The organism is Botrimarina colliarenosi (assembly GCF_007859955.1).
Lineage (GTDB): Bacteria > Planctomycetota > Planctomycetia > Pirellulales > Lacipirellulaceae > Botrimarina > Botrimarina colliarenosi.
Map to the genome: position 1 here is coordinate 386,148 of NZ_SJPR01000002.1, position 26,294 is coordinate 412,441.

General features: G+C 64.3%; 19 protein-coding genes. 11 read left to right on the forward strand and 8 right to left on the reverse strand.

What is annotated here, in order from left to right; genetic code table 11:
* Nucleotides 1–144: 144 nt before the first annotated feature.
* Both acnA and Pla108_RS09525 read right to left on the reverse strand, forming a co-directional pair.
* Nucleotides 145–2,913 (reverse strand): aconitate hydratase AcnA, encoded by a 2,769-nt coding sequence (gene acnA / locus Pla108_RS09520; RefSeq protein WP_146444700.1) that lies wholly within the window; start codon nt 2,911–2,913, stop codon nt 145–147.
* Nucleotides 2,914–3,134: 221 nt separating this feature from the next.
* Nucleotides 3,135–3,890, reverse strand: a complete 756-nt coding sequence (locus Pla108_RS09525; RefSeq protein WP_146444701.1) for a hypothetical protein — start codon at nt 3,888–3,890, stop codon at nt 3,135–3,137.
* Between the two features lie 647 nt (nt 3,891–4,537).
* Here Pla108_RS09525 and Pla108_RS20955 point away from each other — a divergent pair.
* On the forward strand, nt 4,538–4,681 hold the full coding sequence (locus Pla108_RS20955) for a hypothetical protein (protein WP_197526436.1): 144 nt from the start codon (nt 4,538–4,540) through the stop codon (nt 4,679–4,681).
* Between the two features lie 857 nt (nt 4,682–5,538).
* Here the strand turns inward: Pla108_RS20955 and Pla108_RS09535 are convergent.
* The 4 genes from Pla108_RS09535 to Pla108_RS09550 form a co-directional block, all read right to left on the reverse strand.
* Nucleotides 5,539–6,291, reverse strand: a complete 753-nt coding sequence (locus tag Pla108_RS09535) for a hypothetical protein (protein WP_146444703.1) — start codon at nt 6,289–6,291, stop codon at nt 5,539–5,541.
* Between the two features lie 517 nt (nt 6,292–6,808).
* A complete protein-coding gene (locus Pla108_RS09540) occupies nt 6,809–8,365 on the reverse strand; it encodes a glycoside hydrolase family 3 protein (protein ID WP_146444704.1) in 1,557 nt (518 codons plus the stop codon).
* On the reverse strand, nt 8,362–9,672 hold the full coding sequence (locus tag Pla108_RS09545) for an MFS transporter (protein WP_197526437.1): 1,311 nt from the start codon (nt 9,670–9,672) through the stop codon (nt 8,362–8,364). Before Pla108_RS09545 ends, Pla108_RS09540 begins: the two co-directional genes overlap by 4 nt.
* A 77-nt stretch (nt 9,673–9,749) precedes the next feature.
* Nucleotides 9,750–11,306 (reverse strand): glycoside hydrolase family 10 protein, encoded by a 1,557-nt coding sequence (locus Pla108_RS09550; protein WP_146444705.1) that lies wholly within the window; start codon nt 11,304–11,306, stop codon nt 9,750–9,752.
* 224 nt (nt 11,307–11,530) lie between these two features.
* Between Pla108_RS09550 and Pla108_RS09555 the strand changes: the two genes are divergently transcribed.
* From Pla108_RS09555 to Pla108_RS09595, 9 genes are all read left to right on the forward strand, one after another.
* Nucleotides 11,531–13,558, forward strand: a complete 2,028-nt coding sequence (locus tag Pla108_RS09555; protein WP_146444706.1) for a family 10 glycosylhydrolase — start codon at nt 11,531–11,533, stop codon at nt 13,556–13,558.
* Between the two features lie 369 nt (nt 13,559–13,927).
* On the forward strand, nt 13,928–15,298 hold the full coding sequence (locus Pla108_RS09560) for an ammonium transporter (protein WP_146445097.1): 1,371 nt from the start codon (nt 13,928–13,930) through the stop codon (nt 15,296–15,298).
* Between the two features lie 822 nt (nt 15,299–16,120).
* Nucleotides 16,121–16,468 carry a P-II family nitrogen regulator gene (locus tag Pla108_RS09565; RefSeq protein WP_146444707.1) on the forward strand — a complete coding sequence of 116 codons (348 nt, stop codon included), beginning with the start codon at nt 16,121–16,123 and terminating at the stop codon, nt 16,466–16,468.
* 106 nt (nt 16,469–16,574) lie between these two features.
* Nucleotides 16,575–17,483, forward strand: a complete 909-nt coding sequence (rsmA, locus tag Pla108_RS09570; protein WP_146444708.1) for a 16S rRNA (adenine(1518)-N(6)/adenine(1519)-N(6))-dimethyltransferase RsmA — start codon at nt 16,575–16,577, stop codon at nt 17,481–17,483.
* Between the two features lie 96 nt (nt 17,484–17,579).
* Entirely contained in the window at nt 17,580–17,807 is a 228-nt protein-coding gene (locus Pla108_RS09575) for a hypothetical protein (RefSeq protein WP_146444709.1), read from the forward strand.
* Between the two features lie 272 nt (nt 17,808–18,079).
* Entirely contained in the window at nt 18,080–18,667 is a 588-nt protein-coding gene (hisB, locus tag Pla108_RS09580) for an imidazoleglycerol-phosphate dehydratase HisB (protein WP_197526438.1), read from the forward strand.
* A 206-nt stretch (nt 18,668–18,873) separates the two neighbouring features.
* A complete protein-coding gene (locus tag Pla108_RS09585) occupies nt 18,874–20,031 on the forward strand; it encodes a DUF6807 domain-containing protein (RefSeq protein WP_197526439.1) in 1,158 nt (385 codons plus the stop codon).
* A gap of 48 nt (nt 20,032–20,079) precedes the next feature.
* Entirely contained in the window at nt 20,080–21,534 is a 1,455-nt protein-coding gene (locus Pla108_RS09590) for a Gfo/Idh/MocA family protein (RefSeq protein WP_146444712.1), read from the forward strand.
* A 281-nt stretch (nt 21,535–21,815) separates the two neighbouring features.
* Complete coding sequence (locus tag Pla108_RS09595) at nt 21,816–23,204, forward strand: cytochrome c peroxidase (protein WP_146444713.1); 1,389 nt, start codon at nt 21,816–21,818, stop codon at nt 23,202–23,204.
* Between the two features lie 241 nt (nt 23,205–23,445).
* Here the strand turns inward: Pla108_RS09595 and Pla108_RS09600 are convergent, their stop codons facing one another.
* Nucleotides 23,446–24,804, reverse strand: a complete 1,359-nt coding sequence (locus Pla108_RS09600; protein WP_197526440.1) for a hypothetical protein — start codon at nt 24,802–24,804, stop codon at nt 23,446–23,448.
* A gap of 251 nt (nt 24,805–25,055) precedes the next feature.
* Here Pla108_RS09600 and Pla108_RS09605 point away from each other — a divergent pair, with 251 nt between their 5' ends.
* Complete coding sequence (locus Pla108_RS09605) at nt 25,056–25,463, forward strand: hypothetical protein (RefSeq protein WP_197526441.1); 408 nt, start codon at nt 25,056–25,058, stop codon at nt 25,461–25,463.
* A 155-nt stretch (nt 25,464–25,618) separates the two neighbouring features.
* On the opposite strand, the gene Pla108_RS09615 is transcribed toward Pla108_RS09605, so the two are convergent.
* The gene (locus Pla108_RS09615) at nt 25,619–26,233 is read right to left on the reverse strand and encodes an inorganic pyrophosphatase (RefSeq protein WP_146444715.1); all 615 of its coding nucleotides are present in this window, start codon (nt 26,231–26,233) and stop codon (nt 25,619–25,621) included.
* Nucleotides 26,234–26,294 lie beyond the last annotated feature (61 nt).

Genomic DNA, 26,294 nt, shown 5'->3' on the forward strand with positions numbered 1-26,294 from the left:
TGGCGTTCCGCCTGTGAGATGTGCCGTTTGAGCGCGTACCCACGTCGCACTGGCGGCACGCCAGTGGCACACAACTCGATCCACCTTCGCGGCGATTCGCGAAGATTCGCGGTTCCCTCCCCGCGTCCTCCGCGGACTCCGCGGTTACCCCTTCAACAGCTTCCGCAACACAAACGCCAAAATCCCGCCGTGGCGGTAGTAGTCCAGCTCGACCGGCGTGTCGATCCGCACCTTCATGTTGAAGGTCTTGTCGCCGGCTTTGACGGCAATCGTCTGCAGCGGCTTGAGGTCGTCCGACAGGTCGGGAATATCAAAGATCTCTTCGCCGGTGAGGCCGAGCGACTGGTAGGTGACGCCCGGCTCGAACTCCAGCGGCAAGACGCCCATCATCACGAGGTTGCTGCGGTGGATCCGCTCAAAGCTCGTCGCCAGGACGGCCCGCACGCCCAGCAGGAACGTCCCCTTGGCGGCCCAGTCGCGGCTGCTGCCCGTGCCGTACTCGGCGCCGGCTAAGACGACCAGCGGCGTGCCGTCGGCCTGGTACTTCATGGCCGCGTCGTAGATCGGCATGACTTCCCCCGTGGGGAGGTACTTCGTGACGCCCCCCTCGGTGCCCGGCGCCAGGTGGTTGCGGATCCGGATATTCGCAAAGGTGCCGCGGGTCATGATACGGTCGTTGCCGCGGCGGGCGCCGTAGCTGTTGAAGTCGCGTGGCTCGACGCCGGCGTCCATGAGGAAGCGGCCGGCCGGCGAGTCCTTGGCGATCGCCCCGGCGGGGCTGATGTGGTCGGTCGTCGTCGAGTCGCCGAGCACCGCCATGCAGCGGGCGCCGGTGATCGGCTCGATCGGCTTCACCTCGGGCGTAATCGACTGGAGGAACGGCGGCTCCTGCACGTAGGTGCTCGACGCGTTCCATTCGAACAACTCGCCCTCGCTGGTGGCGATGGCGTTCCACATCGGGTTCTTGTTCCAGACGTCGTCGTACTGCTCCTGGAACATCTCGGGCAGGACGCACGCCTTGACGACGGCCTGGACCTCTTCGTTGGTCGGCCAGATGTCCTCGAGGAAGACCTGATTGCCGTGGTCGGCCCCGCCGGCGATGGGGGTGGTGTGGAAGTCGATGTCGACGGTGCCGGCCAGGGCGTAGGCGACCACCAGCGGCGGGCTGGCTAGGTAGTTGGCCTTCACGTCGGGGTTGATGCGGCCCTCGAAGTTCCGGTTGCCCGACAGCACGCCGGCGACGACCAGGTCGTGCTCGCGGATCGCCTCGGAGATGGGAGTCGGCAGGGGGCCGCTGTTGCCGATGCAGGTCGTGCAGCCGTAGCCGACGGTGTAGAAGCCGACCTTGGCGAGCTCGTCGTCGAGGCCGCTCTTGGCGTAGTAGTCGGTGACGACGCGGCTGCCGGGGGCGATTGAGGTCTTGACCCACGGCTTGGCGGTGAGGCCGGCCTCGGCCGCCTTCTTGGCCAGCAGGCCCGCGGCGATCATCACGCTGGGGTTCGACGTGTTGGTGCAGCTGGTGATCGCGGCAATGACGACCGAGCCGTGCTCGACCGTGAAGTTCTGGCCGGCGTTGGTGACGTGGACGCCTTCGAAGCCGGGGTCAGAAATCGCCGGCGAGGCGACGGCCGCGCCGGACGGGTCGGCGACGCCGCCCCCCTCGCCCTCCCAGCGGCCGGCGGGGGCGCCCTGCGACTTCTCGTAGACGTGCGACAGGTCGGTCTCCCACTGCGGCTTCATCGACGTCAGCGGGATGCGGTCCTGCGGACGCTTCGGTCCGGCGAGCGACGGCACAACGTCGCCGAGGTCGAGCTCGACCACCTTCGTAAAGCTCGGCTCGGGCGCGCGGTCGCTGTGGAACAGGAGGTTCTCTTTGCAGTACCGCTCGACGAGGGAGACCTCGTCAGCGGTGCGGCCGGTCTGGCGGAGGTAATCGAGCGTGACGTCGTCGACGGGGAAGAAGCCCATCGTGGCGCCGTACTCGGGGCTCATGTTGGCGATGGTGGCCCGGTCCGCCAGCGACATATGCGACACGCCGGAGCCGAAGAACTCGACGAACTTGCCGACGACCTTCTGCTTGCGGAGGATCTCGGTGACCATCAGCACCAGGTCGGTGGCGGTCGCTCCGGCGGGGAGCTTGCCGGTGAGCTTCATGCCGACCACCTCGGGGGTGAGCATGTAGATCGGCTGACCGAGCATGACGCCTTCGGCCTCAATGCCGCCGACGCCCCAGCCGACGACGCCGAGCCCGTCGATCATCGTGGTGTGGCTGTCGGTCCCCACCAGCGAGTCGGGCAGCGCGACGGGGCCCTTCTGGTCCTCACGGATGAAGACGCACTTGGCGAGGTACTCGAGGTTCACCTGGTGGACGATGCCGGTGCCGGGCGGCACGACGCGGAAGTTGTCGAAGGCCTTCTGGCCCCAGCGGAGGAACTCGTAACGCTCGCCGTTGCGCTCGAACTCGCGCTCGATGTTGTGCAACAAGGCCATGTCGCCCAGGTACTCGTCGACCTGCACCGAGTGGTCGATCACCAAGTCGACGGGGACCAGCGGGTTGATCTTGCCCGGGTCGCCGCCGAGGCGTTGCATGGCGGAGCGCATCGCGGCAAGGTCGACGACGCACGGCACCCCCGTGAAGTCCTGCAAAACGACGCGCGCCGGGGTGAACGGAACCTCGACCGGCGCCGTCCCTTTGGTGTCGGCCCAGGAGGCGAGGTTTTTGACGTCGTCCTCACTGACGACGTAGCCGTCGCAATTCCGCAGGACCGATTCGAGCAGCACCCGGATCGAGTAGGGGAGGGCGCCGACGTTCGTGAGGCCGGCGTCCTCGAGCTTCGAGAGCCGATAGATCCCGAGCTCGCCCTGCGGAGCCGAAAAAGTGTCACGGGCGGAGAACGGATCGAACGTGGCCATGGCAGAATTCAGCTAGCGGGTGACGGAGAGACGGTAAGGCCTGTGATCGTAGCAAATTGCGCCGAGCGAAGGGAGCGTGTGCCGGCCAAGCCCGCCTGCGCCGTCGATCCCAATAGCGAGCCGGGAAGCGTCAGCTGATTAGCGGCCCGAAAACAACAAACCGCCCCGCCGAGGATTCTCGGCGGGGCGGTTTGTTGTTTTCGTACGACTCGAGGAATCGATCAGGCGATCGCTTCGGCGTCGCGGCGACGGCGGGCGACCGTCATGCCCAGGGCCGAAGCGAGCAGCGTGCCGAAAAGGACGGCTGATGGCTCCGGAATTGCCGACAACTGGTGAAACACACCGACGTAGGAGATGTCGGGGTCGTACTCGCCCAGCGGGAAAAGCCCGTCCTTCGAAGCGCCGTAGCCTATTGGAAGTTGGTAACCGGCCGTTTGCGTGTTCGCCGGGACCGACTCGACGAATCCCTCGCCACCGCCAAACGTGTAGTCGGTCACACCGACCGTCTGCACAAGGTTTGCGATCATGATCGCATCAATGCCCTGGCCGGAGCTGAGTCCAAAGCTCGTGAGGTCAAACGCAGTGGCGAGTTGAAAACCTTCCTGAGCGTCCCAGATCTCGTAACGGAAATCGGTGAACGTGGCGGAACCGGTCTGACGAACCGCAACGGCGTACGCCTCGGGTTGGTTGGCGTCACCCTGTTCGTACACGACGATGTCGTTTCCCGCCTCGTTCTTCAGTTGCAGGCCCGCGCCGAACGTGAGCGTGATAACGTCGCGGTTGTCGAACGACCCGACGGTCGCCCGCCTGGCACCAGACCCTCCCGCGACAAGACGGCCAAACGTGACCGCTTGCTCCGCAGGGGTCGTGAACGTGCCGCTCGGAAAACTGGCGCTGTTAGTGCCGACAAACGAGCCAGTTGCCGAAGTGAAAGCGTTGTCCGTGTCGGTCGTGTATCCCGCGACGGTAACAAGCACCGCCGACGCGGGATTTCCAATTAGACACGCAATTACAAGCAGGACGGCACGTGTCACCATGGTGATCTGCTTTGGAGAGTAGTTTGCGCCACTAAAGACAGAATAATACGGTCAGACAGCCATTTCGCCCCGGCCGTCTCTTGGCGTATTTGACGTGGCGAACCCACCCGTCGTCAAGGAAAAAACGGCCCGTTACCCCAAAAAGCGCTCGAGGTGTTTATTGACTAAAGCCTAGCGCCTGTTTGAATTCGGCAGGAGTGAGCCGTATTACTGAAGCTCTGGAAAAAAGAACTTTCGCGAGCGGCGAATGGATCGCACGTGGCCATGTCACAAAAGGGCGGAGGGCGGACAAGTGAGACGGCTTGAGATCGTTGCAAGTTGCGCCAAGCGACGGGGACGCGTGCCGCCCTAGACCGCTACGGGCGTCGATTCCAGCAACGTGCCGGGTAGCGTCGAGTCGCGGAGCGCAATGGGCGCCTCGATTTCTCCGGGAGTTGACGCTCTGCGGCTCGCTGCCCCCCCCCCCGCTAAAAATGAGGATGACGCGAGGCACAATACCTTAAGAAATCCGCCACGGCAATCGCGAGACCGCCTCTGCTAGCCTACAGCACAATTACCCACTAACCATGCCCGCCAGGAAAACGCCGGTGCTACGTTCCTCCTATGTGGTTGTGTCGATTCTGCTCGTCTCTACGGCGTACAGCGCGCCCTATCTGGTCGACTTCAGTGGGGCGGTGACGGCCGTCGATCAAGCGGCGCCGCCTTCGTACTGGATCGGTGAAAGGGTCTAGGGGCGTTTCGTCTACGATCCTGACGCGCCAACAGCGCTCTATCGCTCGGTTCGTTCTCAGGTCCGAGACAGCGAATTGCCGGCTAACGGTGACCCATCGCAGTACACCGGCTTCGGGCCCTCATCGGATCACTCGACCGTGATCTCGCAAGTTTTCCGCGGTGGATCCGTTGTTGTCGGTAGCGAAAGTGGCTCCATCGTGGCCGACGAAGCTATCGATCTCCTCTGGATAGGGAGCGTCGAATCCACGGTAGCGTACGCCAATGGGAATCCATCCCTGATGATTGGCAACAACGGCCGGTTGGCGAACCTGTGGGCAGGTGAAACGATCGCCCCCACGACCCTGCAAACCATCTCGGGTCCGCCGGTTCCGGGCCTCCAAATCGACTTCGGAAAAGCCGAACCGGAGATTGTCTGGGAAGATGGTTCGCCCTCAGCCACCTTAAGAAGCCTGGCTCCTGTGACGGACCTCCCCATTGTGAGCGGGGCATTTCTATTCGGCGATCTGGCTGATATTGGATGGTCCAGACCAGCGCAGGCGGCGTTCTCAGTCGATAGCGTCCGAGTGGTAGCGATTCCCGAACCTCGAACGGTTGCTGGCCTTGCAGCATCCCTACTCGCACTTGGACGGCGACGGCAACACTCACCTCCTAGGGACGGAAGCATCGAGTGACCCCGTCTCATCGGAACGTCTTGAAAGGCGACTAACGCTCAAGCGTGAGCCGATTCCTGCTGAACCCATGTGCGGCTACCGTTAACGTAGCCTCCTCACGACGGGTGCGTCCAATACAAAAACCCCGCAGCGTCGAGGACGCCGCGGGGTTTCGAGAGTTCTTAGCGAAGCCGCAATAAAGCGGTTCAGCCTTCGGTCGATTCCGACCGACGGCGGTAGACCAAGCCGAAGCCGGCAGTCATGAGCGAGCCGATCAAAACCGGCGACGCTTCGGGGACCGTGGCGACGATGATGCTGGTCTGGCCGACGATTTCGCCGATCGACGTGAAAGCCGTCAGCGAGAGCTCGTAGGTGCCGTTAACGGTCGGATCGAAGCTTGAAACGTTGTTCCAAAACTCGTAGCTCTGCGAGTTTTGGGTCACGTTGTTAGCGGCGGCGAGCGCCGGCGTCGTGGCGAAGTCGCCGACGGTGTCGGTAGCCGACGTCGTTGAATTGTCGCCGTAGCTGTTGTCAACGGTGAAGCCGTCGAGCGGGTGGCTGAGGGGACGAATCGGGTCGAACTTCGGACCCGCAATGGCGCCACCGGCAGGGTTGAAGTCCAGCTGCAAGACGTAGAAATAGTCGTCGAGCTTCGCCCCGCCCGACCCGGTCAGATCGGTGTTGATCGAGTACTCAAAGTTCCAGTTCGGAGTCTCCGAAGTGATCCACGAGCTCGAACCGCTCGCGGCGCCTGACTGAAACGTATAGACGTTGTTCGAGCTCAGGTTGAACTGGTTTTGCGGCGTCGGGAACCGCACCTTCGCACGCAAGGCGAGCTCGAGGCCGATGCTTGAATTGGTATCAATCGTCCAGCCGCCATTGGCATTCCCGCTACCGAAAATCACGCCAGGAGTGACATCGTCGTTGTACGACAGCGTCGCCTGACTCGTGCAAGTCATCGACAGAAGACCACCAAGACAGGCCAACCGTACGAAATTCATTTTCATGGCGATTCTGGAAGCATGTTGGGGCAAAGTTGGCGATTTGCGTCGCCTAGCAGCACGCTCGTGTGAGCACGCTGGCAGCAAGTTAATCCCCTGGCGGGCCGTCTGTCTACGGAAAACCACTTGAATCTTCATTTTTAGCCCGAAAGTCGCCAAAATGGGTGCTCTTTACCCAAACCTCCTAGAGGTATCGGCCCAATACCGACCCCTCCTTTCCGAGTTGGCGGCGCCTCGGGAGGCGTCCTTTGGCTCCGAGATGCCCTTAGAACGGTGCATCACCGGGCCGCGGTGGGGGAATCGTTTGACCCTGAACGGGGTTGTACCGCCGTTTGGAAACAAATCGACGACGCGCGTCGTTTCGCCTCGACGTGCATCTGGTCGCCGTAGAGCGATCAGGCTTGCCAACTCGTGACGCCGATCGACTTGCGATGGCTCGGGAGCGACGCCGGCCAGCGATAGGCGGCGCTGATGCCTATGCCTTGACAAGAGCCGCCGCGAGCGCCCGCTGACTGGACGGAACATCGCTGTGGGTGACCAGACGGACGGCCGCATTTGGGTAGCCTTCCAAGGCATTTTCAACGCCTAAACAGGCGACCACCACCGGGCGCGCTTCCAACAATTGCCGGATCAGTCGGTCCTGCTCGGGCGCCAAACCGAAGGCATGCCAGGCCGCCGGCTTGACGATCATCGCCACCAGGAGGGGGGCGTCGGCGGGAACGCCAGACAGGATGTCGGCGGCCAGAGTCGTGTCGACCTCGGGGCCTGTCTCGAAGTAGCGGATCGCCGCAAAACGGCCCCGCAGCGCGGCGGCAAGGGGCTGTTCGGACGGATCGGTCGGGCGGTGGTGTGGTTTGAGAACCAAGCAGGTGAGATTCTTGGTCGGATCGAGGGGCAAGGCGCCGGGCGCTGCCGAGACGACGCGGGTCGCCGCAGAGGCAATCTTCTCCGAGACGGCCTCGGTGGCGGCGAGGTCGTCGGCCGTCGGCTCAACGACTTCGGGTCGCGACGCGGCCCGGCCCTTGAGCCCCCAGACACGGTCAAACGCCTCGTCAACGCGTTCGATCGTCAGCCGCCCGTCATCGATTGCCGCCATCAGCGCCACGACGACACCAGCCGGGTCGGCCACATCGAGCAGAAAATCGACGCCGGCGTTCAGGGCCGCCAGGCAGAGTGCTCCCTCGCTGTCGAAACGGTCACGAACGCCCGCCATCAGCAGGCTGTCGCTGCAGACGACGCCTTTGAAGCCCATCTCGCCCCGAAGTAAATCGACAAGGATGGGCCGCGACAGCGTCGCGGGCGTCCCGCTGGCGTCGAGGGCGGGGTACTCGACGTGGGCGGTCATCAAGAGCGAGACTCCCGCGTCGATGGCGGCCTGGAAGGGGACCAATTCGCGACGGTGCAGCGTTTCGAGGCTCGCCTCGACACGTGGCATCGCGTCGTGCGAGTCCTGGTGGGTGTCGCCGTGGCCGGGGAAATGCTTGGCGGTCGCCATCAGGCCGGCGGCTTCGCATGACTGGACGTACGCGGCAACCAGCTCCGCGGCTCGGACGGTGTCGTCACCGAAAGCGCGGGTTGCGATGATCGGGTTTCGCGGGTCGCTGTTCACGTCGGCGACCGGGCCGAAAATGATGTCGATCCCTGCGGCGTGCGCCTCGGTGGCGGTGGTGCGGCAGAACTCGGCGACGGCCGCCTCGGCGTCGGGCAGATCGACGAACGCCCGCTGATGCGGGAAGACCGTCAGCCCCGCCACCTGCTGGCCGGCGCCCCGCTCGATGTCGCTCGCGACCAGCAGCCGCTGGGGGCTAATCGCCTGCAGCCGCTGGAGCGTCGCCCGCGTCTCGGGCCAGACGCCGTTAAACAACAAGAGCCCGCCGACGGGGCACTCCTTGAGCAGTTCGGCGACGCGCTGCTCGTCCTCATGCACCCGCCGAATCGGTGGCAGGTTGGAGCCAATCCGCACCATCAAGAGTTGGGCGAGGCGCTCACGGAGGTCGGTCGGCGGAAGCAGGGACGTTTCGGCGACGCTCATTCGGTCTCTTCTACGTTGGGCAGCGGCAGCAGCGACGTGACGATCAGGCTGGGGATCATTGACAGCGTGACCCACACGAAGAACCAGTCGTAACCGAGCAGCTCTTGGACCCGTCCGCAGAACATGCCCGGGATCATCATGCCCAAGGCCATGAAACCGGTACAGATCGCGTAGTGGGCGGTTTGATGCTCTCCGCGCGAGAAGTAGAGCATGTAAAGCATGTAAGCCGAGAACCCGAGGCCGTAGCCGAGTTGCTCCACAGCGATCACCGCCCCGACCGCCCAGGGGCTGGCCGGCTGGGCGAAGGCGAGCCAGGCGTACAAGGCGTTGGGCAGATTAATCGCCAGGGCCATCGGGAAGATCCAACGCTCCAGGCCGTCGCGCGCCAGGATCAAGCCGCCAAGGATGCCTCCCAGCGTCAGGAGCGAGACGCCGATCGTCCCGTCGAGCCAACCGAGCTGCATCGTCGCGAGCCCAATACCCCCTTCCTCCCGGGCGTCGATGAGGAAAGGCGCTTTGAGCTTGGCGAGCTGCGCCTCGGAAAAGCGGTACAGCAGCATGTAGGCCACCGCCCAAACGATGTGCGGCTTCCTAAAGAACGAGACGAACACCTCGACGAAGCCATCAAGGGCCTGGCCGAACGACCCGACCGTCGGGCGAGGCGACGCCTTCGGCCGCGGCAAGAAAAAGAAGTGGTAGACGGCGAAGCCGGCGTACAGCAACGCGGCGGCCGTAAACGCCCACGACCAGGCGTCGGCGCGGGAGTAGAGGGACTCGCCTTCGGCATTGGGGTCGCCCAAGTAGCCGGCCAGCATCACCAGGAGGCCCGACCCGGCGATCGTCGCCAGCCGATAGAAGGAACTCCTGATCCCCACAAACCACGCTTGGTCACGCGCCGACATGGTGCTCATGTAGAAGCCATCGGCCGCGATGTCATGAGTCGCGGAGCCGATCGCCATCACCCAGAAGCAGGCCAACGTCGCGACGAAGAAGCTCTGGCTCGGTGCGTAGTAGGCGACCCCCGCCATCGCGGCGGCGATCACCCCCTGCATCATCACGACCCATCCACGCTGCGTGCCAAACAGATCAACGAGTGGGCTCCACAGTGGTTTGATCGTCCACGGCAGATAGAGAAGGCTCGTGTAGAGGGCGATCTGTGTGTTGGAGATCCCCAGTTCCTTGTACATGACCGTCGCGACCATCATGACGACGATCAGCGGCAGCCCCTCGGCAAAATACAGCGTAGGGATCCACGACCACGCCGCCAGGCGGGTGGATGACGCAGGCTTTTCGACGGGGTCATTCAAGGGTCGCACCGCGGAGCACACGGAAGGAGCGGAGGTGGCAAGACGGGCTCGGCGTCAACGACTCTCCCCACCGTGAATTATTCGACGACCACAACGGTCGGTTCGCTGAGCCGGCCGAACCGGTCCACTGCCGAGACGGCGATCGCGTCGGTTGGCTTACCCCCGGCGCCCGGACGGACACGGACCGACTCGATCTGGCCGCCAAAAACGCCCGTCGTCCAGTGACCTCCACTGCGTTTCTGCAACACCCACCGCGTTGGCGGGCCGGATTCCAGCGACAACGCGAATTGCGGCGGCCCCTCGCCTTCGAGCCGTGTCACGGTCGGCGCCGACAGAACAGGCTCGTCACCGGCAAGCCAAGCGCTGTCGGGGGGGATCGCCCCGTCGGTGTAGACGGTCTTTTTCAGCTGGTCAGAGACGTCCGCCCAGTTCTTTTGGAGGGCCTTGATACTGAAGTGGATATGGCCCGTTGCGCCCGGCTGGTCCCGAGTCGCGATGATCTGATCGATCACCTCTTTCGGCAGATACTTGGGGGGGTCGCCCGCGACCCGCGACGTGTAGAGTCCGGGCCAGAGGTTGCGGCCGGTGGGGTTTTGCTCGGCCCACCAAGCGAGCAAGGTCGTGAAGCTCTGCGCCTTTTGATCGATGGCCCAGTAGAGCTGCGGCGAGAGGTAATCGACCCAGCCCTCGCGGAACCACAGCCGGGCGTCGGCGTACAGCTTGTCGTACTGGTCAAAGCCCTGGATTCCCTCCGGAACTCCGGGCCGCCAGATGCCGAAGGGGCTGACCCCCAACCGCACGTGCGACTTGGTTTCGTGGATTTTTCCGGCGAGGTCACGGATGAACCGGTTGACGTTGTCGCGGCGCCAGTCGTTGCGGCTGAGCCGCTCCGTCTCGGGCGTCGCGTCACAGTAAACCTTCCAGCTGGCGTCGTCCGGGAAGGGGATCTCGACCTGTTTCTTCTCCCCGTCGCCGTCTTCGAGCGCGTCGCTGATCGGGTAGGGATAGAAGTAGTCGTCGAAATGGATCGCATCAACGTCGTAGCGGCGCACGACATCGAGCATCACGTCCTGCGAATGTTCCGACGCCTCGGCCGACCCCGGATCGAGCCAGCGATAGGCGCCGTACTGCGGGGCGATTTCGGGCCGCCGCACCGCGATGTGGGTCGTGTCGAGCGGGCCTTTCGCCGAGGGGTGGGTCGCCCGATAAGGGTTGAACCACGCGTGCAATTCGAGGCCGCGGGCGTGGGCCTGCTCGCAGGCCCAGGTGAGCGGATCGAAACCGTCGGCGGGCGGCTGGCCCTGCTTGCCGGTGAGGAACTCGCTCCAGGGCTCGAGCTCCGAAGCATAAAGGGCGTCGCAAGCCGGGCGGACCTGGAGCACGATGGCGTTGAGCTTCAGGTCGACGCACAAGTCGAGAAGGTCCGCCAGCTCGGACTTCAATTCGGCGTTCGAGAGGCCGGGACGGCTCGGCCAGTCGATGTTGGCGACCGTCGCGATCCAGGCGGCGCGGAACTCACGCTGAACGGCCGGCGGCTCGACTTTCGGCGCCTCGTCGGCGTGGCTCACGGCTGGAAACGCCGCAACGGCGCCGACAATCAGTAACGCCAAACGGCTGGCTGGGCGGAGCTTCATCTTCGGCTGTGTTCCGGGGGATTCGAGTCCGGCGGTTCCGACGCGCGGAAGTCAGCAGCGTAGCCGATCACCGGTTCGCCGGGGAGGATTCGGCGCAATTGCGTCTCGCCAACGCGCAAGCGGGGATCGGTTCCTCTTCATCGGCCGTTATAAGGGGGGTGGGACGCTCTGTCTCTTCGGGAACTAAAGCTGAACCAGGAGGCGCCCCGCGCCACCCTATATTTATGCGATCCTTCTCTCTCACCGCGGTCGTCCCGGCTACGGCCTTGCTGCTAGTGGCGACGGCCGCCGCGATTTCTCCCGCCCACGCCGACGAATCGTTCGGCGATTGGCGGGGGCTGTGGATCAACCGCTTCGAGTACAACCCGAACAGCGTCGCGTCGATCCAGTCGCGGATCGAGAATGCGGCGGCGATGGGCATTACGGACGTCCTGTGGCAGGTCCGTGGGCAAGCCGACGCCCTCTACGACAGCGGCTTCGAGACCCCTGCGCAGAGCTGGAACCAAACGATCGACCCCCTCCAGGTGGCGATCGACACCGCTCACGCCAACGGGGTGCGGCTACACGCCTGGCTCAACACGATGCCGGTTTGGAACGGCACGACGGCGCCCCAGGACCCCAACCACGTCTTCTACAACACCGACCCCAGCTTCCGTGTGACGGATATCAACGGCAATCTCGAGCCGATCGACGGCGGCTACGTCAAAATCAACCACGTGCTCCCCGAGGTGCAGCAGCACCTCAACAATGTCGTTAGCGACTTAGCGACCAACTACGACCTCGACGGCGTCCACCTCGACTACATCCGCTGGCTCGGCCCCGGCGCGGGGTCGTCGGAGGGTTTCAGGCCCGACTGGAACTACCTGCCGCACGACGACGACGCCCACGCCCTCTACCTGCAACAGACCGGTCTCGACGCCACCGACGGATCGACTTTCGCCAAGCGCGAGGCGTACCGCACTTGGGTGGAGGGGCGCATCACCGACCTGGTCACGACGGTCGGTCAGACGGTGAACGCGATCGAGTCGGACTCGGGCCGCACGATCAAGCTCTCCGCCGCTGTCTGGAACAACCCCACGACCGCCAGCAACCAGTACCTGCAGGACTACCGGACGTGGCTCGAGCAGGACCTGCTCGACGTCGCCATCCCGATGGTCTACCTCAGCGAGAACAACCGGTACTTGATGGACGGCTTCCTCGACGACATCTTCGCCACGCCAACCAACACAGACGTCTCGATCGGCCTGGGGACCTACCTCCACACCAACTCGGGAGGGGGCGTCGACGAAACGATCACGCAGATGCAGCAGGTCTACGATGACGGGCGCGCGGCGAGTCTCACCTATTACGGCTACGGCTCGCTGCTCGACGGGAGCACGCTCAGCTCGCAGCGACGCGACGCGGTGGTCGATTGGTACGCCGGTCTCCCCAGCCCTGTCGAGCCGCCCCGGGCGGCCCTTGCCGCGGGATCGGTCGTGATCGACGGCTTCGACACCGCCGGTGACAACGGTTACTTCGACAGCAACATCGACACCGCATTCCAAACGACCGGACTGAATCCCGGTTCTTCGGCGGCGCAGACATCCGACGTGGGGCACTACAGCGAGGGGTCACAGCGGCTGAGCATCGACGCCGATGGCGCCTGGACGATTCGGCATCTGTCGGGCGGGGCGGACCCGGCCGGCAACGCTCCGATTGTCACCGAGGGCTTCGTTGGCTTCTGGCTCAAGACCGAGACGCCCGGCATCTCGGTCCAGATCGCCCTGGACGACCCCGTCTCGGCCGACCGTGGCGTCCCGCAGCAGCTGATCGCCGACGGGCAGTGGCGGCTGTACGAATGGGACCTTGAGGACGACAGCCAATGGCTCGGTTGGGTCAACGGCGACGGCGCGATCACGGGTCCGACGGCGACGATCGACTCGATCTTCTTCACCGGCGAGGGCGACGCCGAGGTTTACCTCGACACGGTCGCCTACAACAGCGAGGGGTCGCTCTTCGCCCCCGTGGTCGCCGGGGACTACGACGGCGACGGCGTCGTCAGCCCGAGCGACTACCTCGTCTGGCGCAATAGCTATGGCCGCGCCGGCAGCGGTCACGCCGCCGACGGCAACGAGGATGGCGTCGTCGACGCCGCCGACTACTCGACCTGGCGCGACGCCTTGGCCGGCCCTGCCAACGCGGTTCCGGAGCCTTGCACGGCGCTGATCGGTGTCATCGCGATCGGGATGGTCATCGCAATTCGGCGTGCGTAGTCCGGGCAGTCTGGGTCGTTTCGCGGTGCTGCCTCCCTAGGCGGCGTCTGCGTGCGGTTGGGGCAGCCCCCCAGGCAGGTGGCGTCGCTATCACCGCCGCCGTCATTTTTTCGATTGCCCTAAAGTTCTTGCGCACAAGCGTTTGCGCAGTTGCGAGGTTCCGCAACGCAGGCAATCTGGCACGCCGCATGCACTGCCGCGTCGTGCAGCTGCGTGGGTAGCTGCTCGCCGCCCCCGGCGTAGGTGGAACGGGAACGTTGGGGAAGGCGGCCTTCGAAAGTCCTTCTGTGTGACCTATTGAGGATCCAAATGACGCTTGCTCTCCAGCGGCGGAGCTGGGCGGTGATGTTGCTCGCCCTTTTCGCCACCATGGCCGGCCCGGCCGGTCTTGCGTACGCCCAAGAAGAAGCTGAAGCACCCGCCGCCGTGGCGGAAGAGACGGCCGAGGCGCCGGCCGAAGAGCCCGCTGCCGAGGAAGAGGCAGCCGCAGAAGAGCCCGCCGAAGACCTGGGCGTCGGTTACGCCTTCGACAACGCGGTGCTCTTCCTGTGTGCGGTGCTCGTGTTCTTTATGCAGGCCGGATTCGCGATGGTCGAAGCGGGCTTCAACTCGTCGAAGAACGCCGTGAACATCATCTTCAAGAACGCCATGGACATCTGCGTCGGTGTGCTGCTGTTCTTCGTTCTCGGCTTCGGGCTGATGTATCCCGACTTGTACACGGGCGCGACCTTCGCCAAAGAAGGCGTTCTCGGCTTCGGCGGCTTCGGGCTGGACAATTACGAATCCGCTTCTGACCGCACGTTCTCTCCAGAGACCGATTGGCTGTTCCAGGCCGTTTTCGCCGCGACTGCCGCGACGATCGTCTCGGGCGCCGTTGCGGGCCGTATGAAGGTGTCGGGTTACCTAATCTACAGCGCGATCCTAACTGGGTTGGTGTACCCGATTAGCGGTTACTGGAAATGGGGTGGTGGTTTCCTCGCCGAATGGGGCTTCCAAGACTTCGCCGGTTCGGCGGTGGTCCACGGTGTGGGTGGCTTCGCCGGGTTGGCGGGGGCACTGGTGCTTGGACCGCGGATCGGCCGCTACGTCGATGGCAAGAGCATCCCGATGCCAGGCCACAACATCCCGCTGGCGGGACTTGGCGTATTCATCCTGTGGTTCGGCTGGTACGGCTTCAACCCGGGCAGCATGCTCGCCTTCCAGGGCACTGGCGATATGGATGGCACGATGCACTGTGCGATCACGACTACACTGGCGGCTGGCGCTGGCGGCTTGGTGGCGACGATCCTCAGCTGGATCATGTTCGGCAAGCCCGACCTGTCGATGGGCCTCAACGGCATCCTGGCCGGTTTGGTGAGTATCACCGCCTGCTGCGATTGCATGGGGACCTGGCAAGCGATTCTGGTCGGCGCCATCGGCGGCGCTCTTGTGATCGCCGGCATCATGCTGCTGGACAAGCTCAAGATCGACGACCCCGTCGGGGCATGGCCAGTCCATGGGCTCTGTGGACTCTGGGGCTGTATTGCTATCGGCGTCCTGCCGAACGATTACTTGACCAATGGTGACACTACGTTCGCTGTTCAAGCGGGCGCCGCGTTGATCATCTGTGCCTGGGCGTTCGTCACGATGCTGGTGCTGTTCACGATTCTTAAGGGCGCCGGTCTGCTCCGGGTCTCGCCTGAGGAAGAGCAGCAGGGTCTCGACATCAGCGAGCACGGCATGGCGGCTTACACGCACTGATCGTCGCGATTGGAAGATTATCGACCGCCCGCTTGCGGGTGGTGTGAAGAGCTAAGGGATTACGTCTCGGCCCGGGGTGGTTACCGCCTGGCCGCCTCGGGCTGAGACGTCCCATTGCGGAGAAGTTGACAGTAATCAGGAGTCCGTAGTCAGCAGTAGAAACGGCCATGCCGCAACGACTGACTACTGATCGCTGATTACTGCTGACTGACGAAACCAACCAATGTCTCCGGCCCGGCGGGGTTACCGCCTGGCTCTGCCGGGTCCGGAGGCATTTTTTAATCGAGGCTGGCAACGATGTTTGCTTGGCTGAGGGGCTCTTTTTCCTGCTTTGCTGAGGGCTCCTTTTACTGCCTTGCTGAGGGCTCCTTTTACTGCCTTGCTGAGGGCTCCACTTTTACTGCCTTGCTGAGGGCTCCACTTTTTGTTGCTTTGCTGAGGGCTCCATTCGCCGCGGCCTACTACCGACCAACCAGCGCCCGACGGGGCGGGTGCGAGTTACCGCCTGGCTCGCGTCCGCCCCGGGCGTTTTTACTGCGACCGCTTATGCCGCCGCCCCCACGCCCGTAACCGGCGTCGGGGCCGCCGTCCAGAAGGACGCCCCATATGGCTTGGGCGGGCTGTCCGCCTAGTCCGTCCAAGCCGGGGTGTCTTTTTCGGGTGGCTCGGGCGCCTGCCTGGGTCGTGGGTGGGGATACGACGGTCGGCGAGGGGCTGACTTGGCCCCCGTTCTGGGGTAGGCCTTCACCGAGTACGATGGCAGTTTCCGTTTCCTGCCGGCAGCGATTCGCTGCGCCACGTCGTCCTCCCCTGCCTCTCTGAATGAAACTCATCATCGCGATCGTCCAGCCCAGCAAGCTGGAAGACGTCAAAGCCGCTCTGGCGGAGGTCGAGGTCGTCCGCCTGACGATCCTCGACGTACAAGGTTTCGGCCGCCAGAAGGGCCACACCGAGCAGTACCGTGGCACCGAGATCACGGTCAACCTGCTCCGCAAGGTGCAGCTGCAGATCGCCGTGAATGAGGAGTTCGTTGAGCCAACGATCAACGCCATCATTGCCGGGGGCCGCACAGGCGACGCAGGCGAGATCGGCGACGGCAAGATCTTTGTCCTCCCGATGGACGACTGCATCCGCATCCGCACCGGCGAGCGTGGCTCCGAAGCGATCTGAGCGAGCGATAGCTTTCGACGGTCCGCTGTTCGCCGAGGGGCCGATGGCGCCGCCGCTGAGATCGCCTCGCCAATGACCCCTACAGCTAACTGCGAAGAGCCCTTCGATGGCGGAACGTCAAACCAAGTCCTACCTGATGCACAAGCTGCGGGAGATCGGCGTCGAGCCGAACTCCCGACATGGGCAGAACTTCCTCATCGACCTCAACCTGGTCGAACTGATCGCCAGGTCGGCCGACCTGGGGCCGCGTGACGTGGTGCTCGAGATCGGCACCGGCACCGGCTCGCTGACCGAGCTGATGGCGCCCCAGGCGAGTCATGTCATCACCGTCGAGATCGACGCCAACCTCTACGAGTTGGCGAGCGAGCGACTCTTGCGGTTCGACAACGTGACGCAATTGCAGGTCGACGCGCTCCGCAACAAGGGGAGCTTCGCCCCAGAAGTGCTGGAGGCGGTGGGTGACGCGTTACGCGGCACGCCCGACTCGCGGCTGAAGCTCGTGGCGAATCTGCCTTACAACGTGGCGACTCCCATCCTCTCTAACCTGTTGCTGTGCGATTACACGCCCCATTCGATGGTGGCGACGATCCAGAAGGAGCTCGCCGACCGGATCGTCGCTGAGCCGTGGAGCAAGGACTACGGCGCGCTCTCGATCTGGATGCAGAGCCAAGCGACCACCGAGATCGTCCGCGTCATGTCACCGAAGGTCTTTTGGCCGGCGCCGAAAGTCGAGTCGGCGATCGTGAAGATCGTGGTCGACCCCGAGCGGCGGGCGGCGATCCCCGACCTGAAGTACTTCCAGCAGATCGTCCGGGCCTTGTTCCTCCACCGCCGCAAGTTCTTGCGAGCAAATGTCACCTCGGCGATGAAACGCCACCTGACAAAGGAGCAAGTCGACGCCGTGCTGGACGAAATGGAGTTCGCCGACGACGCTCGGACCGAGCAGATCGACATCGCCACCATGCAGACCTTCACCGAGAAGCTCCGGCAATTGGCGCCCGATTGGACCCTCTGAGCCGGCGGCGCCTCGATCTGCCCTGGCAGTGTCTTGGCGAGCCTCGTTTTTAGCCGTAGGCTGTCACCACCTTCTGACTGCACGGAGACCGGCGCCATGGCGTTCATCGAAATGACGGGCAAAACGCTCGACAAGCTGCTTGTTGAAGACGAACTGCACCACGACGACCTCGTCGCCGCGGGCGTCACGGAATCGACGATCGTCCGCGTCAACCGTGAGGGAGACATCGAGGTTCGCCGCCCGCATGGGTGGGAAGTCGTCGGCGGGCTGATCGGTGAGTTCAGCGACCGGATCCATGCCGAAACCGGCCTCGATTGGGCCTAGGGCGCGGCGGGGACGTCGGCCGCACAGGGCCGCCGCTTACGCACTTACGGCAGCGCCACCCTCCTGACCGGTCAAACCGCAACCGGAAGCCGACCCGGTTTGCGGCGGGAATGGGTCCTGGAAGGCGAAACGCCCCTCAACAGCGGGTATCCTTAACCGGCCCTCTCGCACGGGTACCACGCTAAATGGGCCCCACGCTAAATGGGCCCCACGCTAGATGGGCCCCTCGCCATGCAGGCCGCCCAGCCCCGCCGTCCCGGAAGCCAGCCAACGTGCCGCGTACCGCCCAGATCGTCCGAACGACCCGTGAGACCGACATCCGCCTCGAGCTCGAGCTCGATGGCGAGGGACGCTCCGACTTGGCCTCGGGCGTTGGTTTTCTCGATCATATGCTCGAGCTGCTGGCGAAGCACGCTTGTCTCGATCTCAAGGTCGTGGCGACGGGCGACCTGCAAGTCGACCAGCATCACACCGTCGAGGACATCGGCATTTGCCTCGGGCTAGCGGTCCGCGACGCTCTGGGGGACAAGTCGGGCATCCGCCGCTACGGGTCGATGACCCTGCCGATGGACGAAACGCTCGTCACGGCCGCCATCGACCTGGGAGGCCGCTACGCCTTTGAGTGGCGATTGGCGATCCCCACTGAGAAGATCGGCGAGTTTGACAGCGAGCTTGTCGAGCACTTCTGGCAATCGTTCGCCGCCAACGCGGCCGCCAACCTGCACGTGGTGCTTCACCATGGCCGGAACAGCCACCACATCGCCGAGGCGGTCTTTAAGGCGTGCGGGCGGGCAATCCGCGAGGCTTCTGAGATCGACCCCCGGATGAAAGGGGCGCCGAGCACGAAGGGCTCGTTGTAACGGCCCCAAAAAGCGTTGTGCTCCCGGTCAGTGGGGACTCAAAACGTAGCCTTTTTGCGTCCGTAGGAGCCCGCTTTTCGCTGCACCGCCATGTGTTTTCGGTAATAATGGCGACTGTCCGAGTTTCCACTATGGGAGCGGGAAGACCGACTGCGACGGTCTCAAACTCTCTTCTCATCACAGCTTCTCACTCCTGCCCGGTAGTTATGGCATATTTGCGGCTTGCCGCGGGATTGATCGGTTTTTTCCCGGCGGTTGCGCTGGTCGCCGCTGAAGGGAACGTTTCGCTGCCGCTTGGGCAGATCGAGTCGACGGCCGGAATCCAGGACACGGACGCGCCGCCAGCGGCCTGCTGCACGCTGCCGGGTCGGTTTGCGGTTGCCGCCGCCGCTGCGAATTCGACTCGGGTCACCATCGAACCGACCGAAACGGGCCAGCGCGTGCTGATCGCGGGCCATCTGTTTGCGGAGTACGTCGCTGATACGGGTCGGCTGCCGGCGGTCTGGCCGATCATCGGTCCGAGTGGCCACGAGATGACGCGTAGTTGGCCCCTGGGGCCGCGGAAGGCCGACGAGATGGTCGACCACCCGCACCACGAGTCGCTCTGGTTCTCGCACGGCGGCGTCAATGGCCACGACTTCTGGCAGGGGGGCAAGCTCGAGCCGCCCCAGCGCCCCCATATCGTTCATACCGGATACCTCCGGAGCGAGGCGACCGACGCCGGAGTGGCGGTGATCGAGACCACCAACGACTGGCGCGCCGATGGCAAGACGGTGCTGACCGACGTCCGATCGCTCGCTTTCGGTCTGCTGGAAGACGCCCCGGACTCGCCCCGCTACATCGACTTCACCATCCGCTTGCAGGCGTCCGAGGGCCCGGCGACGTTCGCCGACACGAAAGAGGGGACCTTCGGCGTCCGGGTTCCTGGCGCGATGAAAGTCGACGCCCAACTCGACGGCGAGATCCTCAGCAGCAGCGGACTCCGGGACGCCGACGCCTGGGGACAACCGGCCGACTGGGTCGATTACCACGGCCCCCTGGCTCGCGCGGAAGACGAGGCAACGGAACCGCCGATGGGAGGCATTACGATCCTGAGCCACCCCGAGTCGTTCCGTCCCACGTGCCGTTGGCATGTCCGGACCTATGGCCTCTTTGCGGCCAACCCTTTCGGCGCCGCCCATTTTCCGCCGGGCGAGCCGCAACAGGGAGCGGTGACGCTCGCCGCCGGAGATTCGCTCACGCTCCGCTATCGCGTTATCTTTTACGCGCAGAGCGCGAGCGCCGACACCATCCGTGGCTGGCGCCAAGACTTCGCCGCCACGCCCCTCGACCAGAACACGGCCCCCAAGGCCGCCTCCCGCTGATCTGATTCTTTATCCGCACAACATCCGCTCATCGAGCCGAGGCCAAGAATGCCAATCCTCCGTCGTGACTTCCTCTCCGGCGCCGCCGCTGTGGCTGGATTCACCCTGTCGGGCGTGCACGCCTTCGGCGCCGCCGGCAAGCGTGCGTCCGATATCCGCGTCGGTGTGGTCGGGGTCCGCAGCCGCGGGCGCGAGCATTTGAACTCACTCGGCAAGAACGCCGTCGTCATCTGCGATGTCGACCGTGACATCCTCGACAAGACGACCCGTGAGCACGCCGAACGCACCGGCGTCGAGGCGGCCAAGTACGTCGACTACCGCGAGATGCTCGAACGGGCTGATATCGACGCGGTATCGATCGCCACGCCCAACCACACGCACTGCCTGATTGCGATCGCCGCCATCGAGGCGGGCAAGGACGTCTATTGTGAGAAGCCGATCTCGCACGACGTCTGGGAGGGCCGTCAACTCGTCGCCGCCACCCGCAAGCACAACCGCATCGTGCAGTGCGGCACGCAGTCACGCTCCAGCAAGAGCCTGATGGACGCCGTCGCCTGGGTTCAGGGGGGCGCCCTCGGCAAGATCGAGTACGCCCTGGGCACGTGCTACAAGCCGCGGCCCTCGATTGGCAAGCTCGACACGCCGCTTGAGATCCCTTCGCAGCTCGACTACGACCTGTGGTGCGGGCCGCGTGAAAAGCTTGAGCTCTACCGGCCGCAGGTTCACTACGACTGGCACTGGGATTTCAACACCGGCAACGGTGATATGGGAAACCAAGGCATCCATCAGATGGACATCGCCCGCTGGTTCCTCGGCGAAGACCGCCTCGCTCCGCGCGTCCTCAGCATCGGCGGACGTCTCGGTTACGACGACGCCGGCGACACGCCCAACACGCAGGTCGCCTACTTCGACTACGAAGCGGCGCCGTTGATCTTTGAGACGCGCGGCCTGCCACGGTCGAAGGCCGGTCAGTCGAGCTGGGGACGTTCGATGGATCGCTACCGCGATGCGGGCGTCGCCGTGATCATCCAGTGCGAGGGCGGGCATGTGCTCGTCCCGAGCTACACCGAAGCGATCGCCTACGACAACACGGGCGCCGAAGTGAAGCACTGGCGTGGCGGGGCGAACCATCACACCAACTGGCTAAAGGCCATTGAGGCGGGCGACCGCTCGCTGCTCAATGCCGAAATTCAAGAGGGGCATCTCTCGAGCTCGCTCTGCCACGTCGGCGGCGCATCGCACCAGTTGGGCGAACGCGTTGTCGCCAACGACATTGCGGCCAAGATCGCCAGCATGCCGCTCCTGAGCGCGTCGTTTGACCGGATGGCCTCGCACCTGCGGGCGAACGACGTCGATATCGACCACGACGAGGAATCGTTGACGCTGGGCAAGTGGCTCGAGATCGACGGCGAGACCGAACGGTTCGTTGGTTCCGACGAGGCCGACAAGCTCTTCCGCTGCCCGAGCCGTGAAGAGTTCAAGGTCCCCGACCTGGGCGCCTGAGCGTTCGATTAGGTCCGTCAATCCTCTGTCAATCAAACCGCCCCGGCCCAATCAGGCCGGGGCGGTTTTTCTTGCGCCCCTTGGTCAGAAATCGCTCGCCGAAGCAGCGCGAAGCCTTGCAATAAAGTTCGTGGCGTCCACGCCCCTCGGGCGATCAGCACGCGGCGAGCTTTCTTAGTATTCCGGGCGGCGCCGCGGTCCGTCTCGAGGGTTTGGCAGTGTAAAGACGGGGGATTGCGACTCCGCCACGGACACCGCTTGCGTCGGCTACAGGAGCATTCATGAACGTCGCCCACCGACAGCGTGTGGGGCTTTGCGCCTTGGTCCTGGCGGTCTGCTGCGGCACGGCGCCCGCCGCTCAGGCAGCGGGAATCGGCTCACCAGCGCTTTCTGCGATCCCGGCCGACTACGTCAGCTACGCGGTCGATGAGTTGCCGAGACACTTCACGACGCCCCCACTCAACAACCTCTTTGACAACACGCCCGCCAGCAATCCGATCAGCAACGCCGGCGCCGAGCTAGGGCGCGTTCTTTTCTATGACGCGCGACTAAGCCACAACAACAGCACGGCCTGTGCAAGTTGCCACACCCAAGAAACCGGATTCAGCGACCCGGAGGAACTCAGCACTGGCTTCGAAGGGGGCCAGACCGGCCGGCACTCGATGAGTCTTACCAACGCCCGCTGGTACGCCAGCGGCAGGTTCTTCTGGGACGAGAGGGCAGCCACCCTGGAGGAACAAGTGCTCGCCCCTATCCAAGACGCCGTCGAGATGGGATCGGACCTGGCCGACCTGGTTAATGAGCTCGCCGCGACCGACTTCTACCCCGTCCTCTTCGAACGGGCCTTCGGCGACACGGACGTGACGAGAGAGCGGATGAGCCAGGCGCTCGCGCAGTTCGTCCGCTCGATGGCGAGCTACCAGGCGCCGTACGACCGAGCGGTCGAGGCCGGCACGGCGGGGACGCCCGACTTCGCGGCGGTCGAGGGGATCGACAACCCCACCCGGGCGGCCCAGGGGCACGCCCTGTTCCAAAGAACCTGTGCCGGCTGTCATCGGACCGACGCCCAGGTCGCCAACAACACCTTCAACATCGGCCTCGACGCCGAGACCGTCGACGAGGGCGCCGGGGACGGTGAGTTCAAAGTCCCCTCGCTGCGGAACATCGCGGTGCGTGGCCGCTACATGCACGACGGGCGGTTCCAATCACTCGAAGAGGTGATCGAGCACTACTCGAGCGGGATCCAAGCCAACCCCGATCTCGACCCGGGCCTCCCCGCGGGCGGCTTCCGCTTCAACGCCGGCGAGAAGGCGGCGCTACTGGTGTTCTTGCAAACGCTCACCGACACCGAGTTCCTGATGTCGCAGCTCTTCTCGAACCCCCTGGTGGCGCTCGCCGGGGACTACGACGGCAGCGGTGTCGTGGACGACAAGGATTACACCGCCTGGCGCGCCGCTTACGGACTAACAGCCGACGGTGTCAGCGGCCCGCTTGCCGCGGACGGCAATGGCGATGGCGTCGTCGATGCGGCCGACTACGGGGTCTGGCGAGACAACTTTGGCGCGAGCTGGGAAGACCTCACCACGGCGCTTTCCCAGGCCGTGCCGGAGCCAGCGGCTGTAACGTTGCTGGGGCTGGCTCTGGCGTGGCCGACCCGGCGACGCCGTTAACATCGAGCGTTCGGCTACGCGGCGTGGATTGACCGAATGACTAGCGCCTTGTCGAAGCTAGAAAATAGGGGTTTGCTCCACTTGCCGTTTTGGCGCTAGCCACGGCTCTTGGTGATTCAACCGGGGCTAGCGCCCAATCGGCTCATCCTAGGATTCAGCTTTGACAAGGCGCTAGTCTTGTGACCACTTCATTTGGAGACTCTCCGGGAATCCAAGTCGGAGGCCGTCGCCCGGTCGTCGGTTACTCGGCTTTCATCGCCGGATCATCCAGGTCGAGGCGGTAGAGAACCTGGTTGTAGTTGTAACGCGGGGTCGGCTCGGCGTGGTCTACGAACTGCGTGGTGTAGGTCCCCTCGAACAGCACAACGGGTGAGTCGGCGGGCGTCAGTTCGGGGTGCAACCGTGGGTTGTAGAACGTTTGGTTGTTGTGGGTGACGACCTTAACCGCGGCGCCCCACGGGCCGAGGGGCGAGTCGCTCTGGGCGTACCAGATCTCTCCCAACGGCGAAGACCCACCGAACTGCGTAAACACAGCGATCCACTTTTTCCGAAAGGCGTTCCAGGCGATCGACCCGCGATGGGGCGTGACCGGCTCTCCGCCGCCGGCCGGTGCGACAGTCGGCTGCGGTTCGAGAGTTCGCCAAGCAGCCGGGTCCTCCCACGCCTCGAAGGTCGGCGCGCATTGGAGTCGCGGGAAGGGGTCGCCAAAGAGCAGCCACTCGCTTCCCTCGTCGTCGATCCAACGGGTGGCGTGCCCTTCCGGCAGCGCGGGCGCCTGGGGATCTTCCTCCGAATGCTTCCAGAGAACGCAGTGGCGGATGAAGTGCTGCTGCTCGTCGTCCCAAACGCACAGACCGGTCTCGTACGCGGCCAGCGGGGGGCGAATCTTTGTGTAAACGGCCACCAGTCTCTGCTCGCCCGACTTGTCGGGGAGGCTGACGAGGCCGCTCAGCCAAGTCGGTCCCGATCCCGGCATCTCCGCGACCACCCGCGGCTTGCCAGAGCGGTCACGGAAATAGTCGTACCACAGACGGATCGGGGGCTCCAACGAGCGGAGTGGATGCGCGCCGGTCGTTGCGCCGAGCATGTGGAACAGGCCGAGCGGGTAGCCAGCAAGGGTGGTGTCTCCCCATAGCCAGTAGAGCCGCCCCCGGTGCTCGGCGAGTTGCACACTGTCGCACCCGAGGACGCCTTGGTCGTTCCATTCCGGGTGGTCGCCGAACCGTTGGCTCTCCCCGAAGAGACCGCCGCCCGTCAGCCGGCCGATCCGTTTGCCGGGCAGCTTCCGCTTGACGGTCACCCGCGCGTGGCCGCCCGCTTCGGGGGTGAGACGGACGCCCTCGTAGCCAAAGCCATCGGCGGCGACACCGTAGCCGTGCCCCTCGATAGCGAACCACGTCGGGACGCCCATCAGCTCGGGCAGGTCGAAAGCAATGACGCCTGCGTTGTCCGTGACGAACCGCACGTTGTGCGTGGTGCGGAGCTCCACCAGCGGCACGGGCCAGCCGGTCCCTTCTTCGACGACGTCGATGCGGAATGGCTCGTCGGCAGCGGCGACCATCGCCACGAGTAGGTACAGCAGGCAAACAGAGCGGATCATCGGCACGGCTCAGCGGCAAGGTGACCCGTTGAGCTTAGGCAGAACCGACGGCCGGCAACAAGCAAAACCGGTGCGTGACGAGCTCGATTCACCGAGTGAGAACCGACACTTGGGGGACCATCGCCCGGCGGTATACTGCCCGAATGACTCTCCACGACCTCGTGCCAATCCAGCAGTGTGTTAGCGCTTCCGAAACAGCGTTGGAACGATTGCCATCGCACCGGGCGCGGCGTCTGCGATCCACCGGGATAATGACTCTCGTCTGCCCCGCCATGATCGCTCTGTATATCGACGAGCCCGTTGAATACCGCTTGGCGGCGGCGGGCGTCTTCGCTTTTGCGATTGGAGTTCTATATCCCCGATATTTCCGCAGTGCCGTCCGGCGTGGGATACAGAAGCGCATCGTCGAAGCGAATGGATCGGAAGGCCCCTACGAACTTCGTTACGTGATCGATGGGGAGGGAATCGAGGTGGAGCAAGAGGCCTTTGTCTTGCGTTTCCCCTGGGCCAAACTGGTCGAGACTCTCCAGGAAGAAAGATCGATCGACCTCGCCTTCGAAAAAGGGGGCTTCGTGCGGATTGCGAACCGAGCTTTCGTGTCGGACGCGCAGCGACAAGAGTTCTTGGCCTTAGTGACCGACTCGTCGAAGACCGTCTAGCGCCGGCCTGCAACCCGACTATCTTCTATCGGGACACGTACCCTTGTATCGGGACAAGAGCCCCGTCGCCCTCGGATTACCACACAGCGTTACGGTGGCGCCCACTGGCGCCGCCGCTTGCCCGGTCGGTCGAAACAACCCTTGAGTACGGGCTCTTATTCGCCGAACTCCTCGATGTAGTCCGCCATCGCCGCTTCGACGACCGTTAAGGCGTGGTCGCGGCCGTACGGGGCGTCGATCTTGACGTTGACCGCCTCTTCGGGGGTCAGCGCCTTGTAGATGCTGAAGTAGTGCCGCAAGCGGTCCACCAGCACCTTGGGGAGCTCCGCGATGTCGTTGACGCCGGAGTACATGGCGTCGTTCTCCAGCACGGCGATGATCTTGTCGTCGGCCTCGTCGCGGTCGAGCATCGGCAAGCCGCCCACGACCCGGGCGTTGACGATCGTCTCGGGGTTCGTGATCGGCCGCTCGCTGATGACACAGATATCGAGCGGGTCGCCGTCGCCAGCGACCGCGTCGGTCATCAGCGCCTTCACCCGTTTGCCGCAGAACGTCCGCGGGATGAACCCGTACAGCGTGGGGGCGAACGCCGAGGTGCGGTTAGGACGATCGACGCGGAGGTAGCCGGTCTTCTTGTCCAGCTCGTACTTGACGCGGTCGAACGGTGTCAACTCGATGTAGGCGTGAACGATCGAGGGGGGCGCGGGACCGATCTCCAGACCGTGCCACGGGTGGGGGCGCCAACGGAAGAACGGCTGCGGGAAGCTCATAGGGGGCGTTTAGCGGTTAGCCGTTAATAATCGGGGGCGCATAGACGGTATCCGAACCGGC

What these genes read in the sequence shown, in the direction of transcription:
- Pla108_RS09600 (WP_197526440.1), bottom strand. Translation starts at nt 24,804, where the DNA reads ATGATCCGCTCTGTTTGCCTGCTGTACCTACTCGTGGCGATGGTCGCC.
- Pla108_RS09550 (WP_146444705.1), bottom strand. Translation starts at nt 11,306, where the DNA reads ATGAAGCTCCGCCCAGCCAGCCGTTTGGCGTTACTGATTGTCGGCGCC.
- Pla108_RS09595 (WP_146444713.1), top strand. Translation starts at nt 21,816, where the DNA reads ATGAACGTCGCCCACCGACAGCGTGTGGGGCTTTGCGCCTTGGTCCTG.
- Pla108_RS09585 (WP_197526439.1), top strand. Translation starts at nt 18,874, where the DNA reads ATGGCATATTTGCGGCTTGCCGCGGGATTGATCGGTTTTTTCCCGGCG.
- Pla108_RS09555 (WP_146444706.1), top strand. Translation starts at nt 11,531, where the DNA reads ATGCGATCCTTCTCTCTCACCGCGGTCGTCCCGGCTACGGCCTTGCTG.
- Pla108_RS09540 (WP_146444704.1), bottom strand. Translation starts at nt 8,365, where the DNA reads ATGAGCGTCGCCGAAACGTCCCTGCTTCCGCCGACCGACCTCCGTGAG.
- Pla108_RS09565 (WP_146444707.1), top strand. Translation starts at nt 16,121, where the DNA reads ATGAAACTCATCATCGCGATCGTCCAGCCCAGCAAGCTGGAAGACGTC.
- Pla108_RS09615 (WP_146444715.1), bottom strand. Translation starts at nt 26,233, where the DNA reads ATGAGCTTCCCGCAGCCGTTCTTCCGTTGGCGCCCCCACCCGTGGCAC.
- Pla108_RS09560 (WP_146445097.1), top strand. Translation starts at nt 13,928, where the DNA reads ATGGCCGGCCCGGCCGGTCTTGCGTACGCCCAAGAAGAAGCTGAAGCA.
- Pla108_RS09535 (WP_146444703.1), bottom strand. Translation starts at nt 6,291, where the DNA reads ATGACTTGCACGAGTCAGGCGACGCTGTCGTACAACGACGATGTCACT.
- acnA (WP_146444700.1), bottom strand. Translation starts at nt 2,913, where the DNA reads ATGGCCACGTTCGATCCGTTCTCCGCCCGTGACACTTTTTCGGCTCCG.
- Pla108_RS09575 (WP_146444709.1), top strand. Translation starts at nt 17,580, where the DNA reads ATGGCGTTCATCGAAATGACGGGCAAAACGCTCGACAAGCTGCTTGTT.
- Pla108_RS09605 (WP_197526441.1), top strand. Translation starts at nt 25,056, where the DNA reads ATGACTCTCGTCTGCCCCGCCATGATCGCTCTGTATATCGACGAGCCC.
- Pla108_RS09590 (WP_146444712.1), top strand. Translation starts at nt 20,080, where the DNA reads ATGCCAATCCTCCGTCGTGACTTCCTCTCCGGCGCCGCCGCTGTGGCT.
- rsmA (WP_146444708.1), top strand. Translation starts at nt 16,575, where the DNA reads ATGGCGGAACGTCAAACCAAGTCCTACCTGATGCACAAGCTGCGGGAG.